The following is a 6,255-nucleotide window of genomic DNA, read 5'->3' as shown; positions in this document are numbered from 1 at the left end:
GTACTACAGCCTCAGATCTTGAAGTTGTGATCGAGTCGGTTCGTTTCGTCGCCAGGCGCGGAGTCTTGCGGGGAGTGGGTCGTCGCGTCGGTCGTAGTGGCTGACAGTGGCTCTGGTCTGGTGTTCGGCACGCCACTGGTGCTGCTGGAGGTGGTAGGCATCTGCGTGGTGGGTCGTCAGGACGGTGACCGCGAGCAGTGCGGCCAAGGCGGCGACGGTGAGGCGGATCAGCGGCAGGTTCGCGTCGGGAGTGTCGGCGGCTGGCGCGGGTGGGGTCAGGCGGGTGTACTCCTGTCCCTGGTGACCTGGGCTTTTCCCGTCGTTTCCCGCTGGCTGGGGATCGGGGCTCCGGTGTCCCGGGCCGGTTCTGGTCCGACGGGATCCGGCTCCGTCGTCGGGGCGCGGTGGTGGGCACGCTGGACGGTCAGGAAGGCCAGGGCGAGCATCGAGCAGGTGACGTGGCGGTGCCAGGACGTCCACTTGCGGACCTGGTACTGGTCCAGTCCGGTGAGCTGTTTGCCCTGCTCGTTGTCCTCCTCGATCTGCCAGCGCACGCCGGCCTGGAGGATCATCTCGGCGGTCGGGGTGCCCACGGGGGCATGGGCCAGGAAGTAGGCGTACTCGTAGTCGAACCGGCCGCCACCCAGTTTCTTCTTCGCTGTGGTGCGGCGGATCAGCAGCCAGTGTTTGAAGCCCTCGGCCGGGTCCTGACCGGTGACCGCCACCTGGAACGCGGTCCAGTCGTAGTACCGCTGTCCCTTCGAGCCTTCCCCGCAGGAGCGGCGTTCCCACTGGTCGCGGGACTTGGCGTAGTGCAGGAGATGGTCTGCGCGCTTCACCGCCGGCTGGCGCGGCTTGCCCGGCGGCCCGTCCAGGGGCAGGTCCACCGCGACCGCCAGCACGTAGGGCAGCCGTGTCTGGTGGAGATACGCGCGCAGGTGCGGGTCGCGGCCGTAGCCGGAGTCGGCCACGACCCAGGAGAACAACACCCCGTCCGCCAGGGCGCGTTCCAGCATCGCGGTCGCCAGCTGGGGCTTGGTGGCGAAGGCGACCTCGTCGGGGACGCCGGCCTCGCGGCACCGCTCCCGATCCCCGGTCCAGGACTCGGGCAGGTACAGGCGCCGGTCGATGAAGGTGTGCCCCAGCGGGGAAGCGTAGGTGAGCATCACCATCACTTGGCAGTTGCGTACGTCCCCCGTCACGCCGCAGTGCTGGTGGGCCACGCCCACCGACTTGCTCCCCTTCTTCTGGGCTTGGGTGTCATCCAGGACCAGCGTGGAGCGCGGGTCACCCAACTGCCCAGCTACATAGACTCGTAGCTCGGCCAGCAGGGCCTCGGCGTCCCATGACGCCTCACCCAGGAACTTCTGGATTCGGTGCGGGGTGGCATGACCTGCGCGTTCCGAGATCGTCCAGCCGTTTTTGCGCCCCAGGCCGGACAGTAGGCCCTCGATCAGGTCCGCGAAGACCTCGCGCGGCTCCGGCCGGGCGAACAGATGCCCGAGCTCTCCCGTCAGTACCGCGAGCTCCTCAGCCCACCCCTCGACCTGTTCCTGCGTCACATCAGCCAGCATGACTACTCCAACGACAGGAACGATCAGCGGTCACATGATCTGAGGCTGTAGTACTTGGCGTCATGCAACCACGCCGAGTCCAACGTCATCTGCAGCGCGGGCTGACCGTTGACGGTCGTCAACTGGTAGGTCAACCCGTTCGACATCGCGCCCAGGCCGGAGTGCGCGTCCTTGGCGGCGTCCTCCATGAACCCACGCGGCATGGTCACCCGGACCGCGCCCGCACCGTCCTTGAACTGGACGTCACCCGAGGCACTCAGACCGGCCGTCAAACCCGTGAGGCGCAGTGGGAAGACCCAGGTCGCCGGAGCCGAGGCATCGTGCAGAACCAGCGTCTCCTTGACCCCGACGGCGAGCCCGTTGTACTCAACATCTGCCGAGGGCTCGGCAGAGGCATAGGTCAGCGTGTCTCCCTGAGCCGTCGCCTTGACCGGTGCAGCTCCCTGAAGCCCGTAGGAGACCTGGTGATCGGCGTCCACCTGCCAGGTGATGAGCGCCGGGTCATTCGCGCCGGCCGCGAAAGAAGCGCTCTGGTTGTTGGCTGCCTCGGACCAACGGCCATCAGCGCCCGCGGCGAAGTCGGTGTCGATGTTCGCCCAGGTGCCGTCCGGCTTCTGGAAGTGCACCGGACGTGGGTAGACACGCATCGTCTTGGTGCCGTCGTCATTGAGGAACGTCGAGGTCGACGCCGTCCGAGCGCCGATGTCCTCCGGCCCGTCGGCGGCAGGACCCGGAATCCCCGACTGGGCAGCATCACCGGCGCCGCTCGGGCCGTCGCTCTGCTCGGAGGTCCTGGCGTTCTTCACTGTTTGTGGATCGGACTTGGTGTGCGGTCGAACCTGAAGAGAGGCTGGTGGAGTTGTCGGCTTCACCGGCTCCACCTGTCGAGCGTCGGTGGACTGCCGACTGGGACTGTTCGGGGGCGTGTCCTTCGCCGCCGGAAGTTCGCCGGCCCCCGGCTGATGCGCGCCCGCCACACCGGCAGGGTCACGGGATGTGCTCGAGGCGGGCACCTGGTGGCCGCGCCCTTCTGCCGTTCCGCTCAGCTGCTCGGGAGAGGTCGGAGCCGGCTGGGCTGCGGTCTTGGATGCCTGTAACAGCGTGAAGGCACTGGCGGGCTGCGTCACCGTGACCTGCAGCAGTGCCAGACCGACCAACATCGCCGTCCAACGCAGCACGGTCCGCCCACCTCTGGCGGGCAGAACGCGGCACATGGCCCACGCCACCAAGCGCATGATCGCGCCCGAAGCCTTTCGGGCGCGAATGGCAGACGAGTTGGACAACGAGCGGTGCACGGCTGACCCCCCACGAGTACAGACCAAACAGCCCGACCCAATCAGGGCAGGCCAGGAACTTCTACCCTTCGTCGAATGGTGCCGTCCAGGGCTCAGCACAACCGGACCATCCAATTCCTACCAATCCGCGTGCATTGCTCCGCGAATGATCTTCTCGAAACTCTGCCTACTGCGTAAGGACGGAGAGTCGGAGAACCTCGCGCATGGCGGCAGGCTCTTTCCGCCACGAAATCCCGACGCACTGGGTACGATCGCTATCTCAAGCTGTCGGACCGTCAGGATGCGGAAATACAGGGGGCAACCTGACGAAGTGCGACCCGGCGATGAGCGAGGACTTTTCACATGCCCGAAAGAGGCATAGGGCCGATTCGATATGCGGCCGCATTCCTGGTGCTCGCCACGTTGTGGCTTGCGGCGCCATCGGCCTGCGCCGATCCGGTGCGCGACAGCGAATGGCCCCTGGACGGCCATCACTTTCAAGCCGACAAAATCTGGGCGATCTCCCGCGGCGGCGGGGTGACGGTCGCGATCATCGACAGCGGTGTCTCCGCGGCTCACCCGGACCTCGCCGGCCAGGTCCTGCCCGGCACCAGTCTCCTGGGCGACGGCGTGGACGGGCGGAGCGACACATCCAGCGATTCCCACGGCACCGCCATCGCCGGGATCATCGCTGCCACGGGTGGGCCGTCACCCGCGGACGGGATGTTCGGCCTCGCCCCGGCGGCGAAGATCCTGCCCGTCCGGATCTCCGTCGGTGGCCAGGTGTCCGCCTCCACCATTGCCCAGGGAATCGTCTGGGCTACTGACCACGGGGCGCAGGTCATCAATGCCTCGGTGGGCAGTCCCGACCCCGATCCGGTCTTGCGGCAAGCCGTCACCTACGCGCTGCACAAGGACGTCGTGCTCGTCGCCGCAGCCGGGAACGACGGAGCCGGCAGTAACGCCCCGATGTACCCGGCGGCCTTCCCCGGTGTCGTCTCCGTCTCCGGTGTCGATGAGTCAGGCGGGTTCTGGGCACCCAGCGAGTCCGGCCGTGGTGTCACCGTTGCCGCGCCTGCGGCCGACATCTACTCCACCAACGACCAAGAGCAGTACGTTCACGCCGATGGCACCAGCTATGCGGCCGCGTACGTTTCCGCGGCTGCCGCGCTCGTCCGCTCCCACGAACCGCACCTGACGGCCGGCCAGGTGATCCGGCGCCTCATCGCCACCACCAGCCAGCACCACACGCACCCCGACCCCCGCCTGGGCTACGGCGAACTCGACCCACTCGCCGCCCTCACCACCACCGCGGTCCCCGGAAGCCCGGACAACCCTCTGCTCCACTCTGACGCCGTGGCGGTGGACGCGACTGGGAGCATCAGTACTTTGACCGTTGCCGCGGCCATCCTCGGTGCTGTGGTTCTGGTGGGCGCACTCATTGTGTTTGTCCGACGTCGTCGGCAGGCCGGCACCTCACCGACCTTCTCGCCGAAGAAGAACGCACAGCCGCAGGCGCCCAAGGGCAAACGCGAGCAATCGCCCACCAAGGCCCGAGCCAGCTCCGCAAAGAGCGCCCGGCCCAAGACCCGAGCCGGCAACCGCCCGCGCTGAGACCACCCACCACCTGAGCCAAGGAAGCAGCCCATGCCTGTCAGCCCACTCCGCCGCCGCGCAAGCTACGCCACCGGCCTGTGCGCGGGCATCGCAGCCGCCATCACAGCGGTGATCCTGCTCCAGCCCGCTCACCACACGCCCACTCCCCCGAAAGTCATCGCCAACGACTTCTCAGGCCGCGCCACCGCATGCCTCGCCACCGACACCAGCACAGCCGGCAAGAGCGACGAGGTGACCAAGATCTGGACCGCCATGCAAACCGCAGGCACCCAGAGCGGAACCAATGTCCAACAGGTCATCCAACCCGTCACCAGCGCCGAGCAGGCTCAGCCGTACCTCTCCGGCCTCATCAGCCAACGCTGTGACCTCATCGTCACCATCGGCCCCAGCTTCGGCCAAGCCATCCCCACCCTTGCCAAGGCTGACCCCGCAGCCCGGTTCACCGCCGTGAACTCCTCCCTCACCACACCACCTCCCGGCGTCACCCTCCTGACCACAGACCAAGCCACCGCAAGCGTCCAGCAACAGGTGGAGACTCTTCACCGCCCAACTCCGGGGCACAGCTGACGCCCAAACGCACTCCGCCGCCGACCGCCGACCGCCGACCGCTGACCGCTGACCGCTGACCGCTGACCGCTGACCGCCACAGGCTGAGCCGGTGGCTACCGCGTGACGGACAGGGTCGGGAACGAGCTTGTGCGTGCCGGAATCCCCGTTCGCACAGGTCAGCCCGCTAATGCCGCGGGCCGCCCTTGGGGGTGGCGCGGCCGAGTGGCTTCGGGCGGGGGCGGGTGTGGGGGCCGGGGACCGGTCGGTCCAGGCCTCGGCTGCTGGCGGTGGCCGCGTAGCCGAGGAGGCCGAGGCCGAGGGCCGTGGGGATGCCCCACAGCAGGCCGGCGTGCTGCAGGGAGGCCGAGTCGGCCAGGACCGGGCGCAGCGGCGAGTCGACGCCGGGCATGTAGTACGCGCTGACCGGGGCGCCGGCCGGGCCCGGGCAGGGGCCGACGGTGCGCAGTGGTTCGGTGTCGCCGCCGGGCAGGTCGAGGTAGCACTGGCGGTAGCGGGTGCCGTGGCTGCCGGTCTCGGTGTCCTCGTAGGCGATGTGCACCGTCCCGTGGGTGCCCAGTGCCATCACCGCCACCGCGCCGGTGGCCGCGGTCGCGTAGCAGAGCGCGAGGGCGCCCAGCACGTATGCCACCTTGACCGGGCGCGGTGCGGGTCGCCTGCCGTAGACCAGCCGACGCACCGCCAGGAACCAGGCGGTGACCAGCCCGATCCCGCCCAGCACGATCCCGATGCCCAGGTCCAGGAAGCCCAGCAGTGCCTGGATCACGACCACCAGCAGCACCACGGCCCAGCCCAGCACCACCCGCCGCCGCGTGCGCGGGCGCAGCGGTATCCGCTCCCGGCCCTCCAGCGGCTTGCTGTCGCCGAGCGCCGAGCGCGTCAGCCCGTTGTCCGGGTCCAGGTGGCCGAGGCCGCGTTGCTTCAGCTGCGCGCGCAGCACCGGGCCGGGCCGGTGGCTCGCGATCCGCCAGGCCTCGCCCACCCGGGCCACGTCCGCGATGCCGGGCGCCTCGCCCGGGTAGCAGTCGGTGAAGCAGAGCAGGACGCTGCGGATCTGTGCGACGCCGTACTTGCTGCGGCTCAGCCCGTAGAGCCGGCCGAGGTCGAACCCGACCTCGGCGAGCTCCCTGCGCTGAGCCCCCGTCAGCTGCGGAAGCCCAGGTGAGTGCCATTCCTGTGGAGCGTTCATGGTGTCCCCCGTCCGTCTCGTCGGCGGACCCTAC

General features: G+C 68.8%; 5 protein-coding genes. 2 read left to right on the top strand and 3 right to left on the bottom strand.

What is annotated here, in order from left to right; translation table 11 throughout:
• Positions 1-275 precede the first annotated feature (275 nt).
• Together AC060L_RS31970 and AC060L_RS31965 are read right to left on the bottom strand one after the other, a co-directional pair.
• A complete protein-coding gene (locus tag AC060L_RS31970; protein ID WP_483802471.1) occupies positions 276-1,574 on the bottom strand; it encodes an IS701 family transposase in 1,299 nt (432 codons plus the stop codon).
• Positions 1,575-1,597: 23 nt separating this feature from the next.
• A complete protein-coding gene (locus AC060L_RS31965) occupies positions 1,598-2,752 on the bottom strand; it encodes a hypothetical protein (RefSeq protein ID WP_483802470.1) in 1,155 nt (384 codons plus the stop codon).
• Between the two features lie 459 nt (positions 2,753-3,211).
• On the opposite strand from AC060L_RS31965, the gene mycP reads away from it, so the two are divergent.
• Both mycP and AC060L_RS31955 read left to right on the top strand, forming a co-directional pair.
• Positions 3,212-4,462: a type VII secretion-associated serine protease mycosin gene (gene mycP, locus AC060L_RS31960; RefSeq protein ID WP_483802469.1), complete on the top strand. Its 1,251-nt coding sequence runs from the start codon at positions 3,212-3,214 to the stop codon at positions 4,460-4,462.
• A gap of 33 nt (positions 4,463-4,495) precedes the next feature.
• Complete coding sequence (locus AC060L_RS31955; protein ID WP_483802468.1) at positions 4,496-5,032, top strand: hypothetical protein; 537 nt, start codon at positions 4,496-4,498, stop codon at positions 5,030-5,032.
• 166 nt (positions 5,033-5,198) lie between these two features.
• On the opposite strand, the gene AC060L_RS31950 is transcribed toward AC060L_RS31955, so the two are convergent.
• On the bottom strand, positions 5,199-6,221 hold the full coding sequence (locus AC060L_RS31950; protein WP_483802467.1) for a hypothetical protein: 1,023 nt from the start codon (positions 6,219-6,221) through the stop codon (positions 5,199-5,201).
• Positions 6,222-6,255 lie beyond the last annotated feature (34 nt).

This window comes from Kitasatospora sp. NEAU-69 (assembly GCF_057158765.1).
The sequence above is the reverse complement of the archived record's forward strand: the minus strand, read 5'-3'. Positions and strand labels throughout refer to the sequence as shown.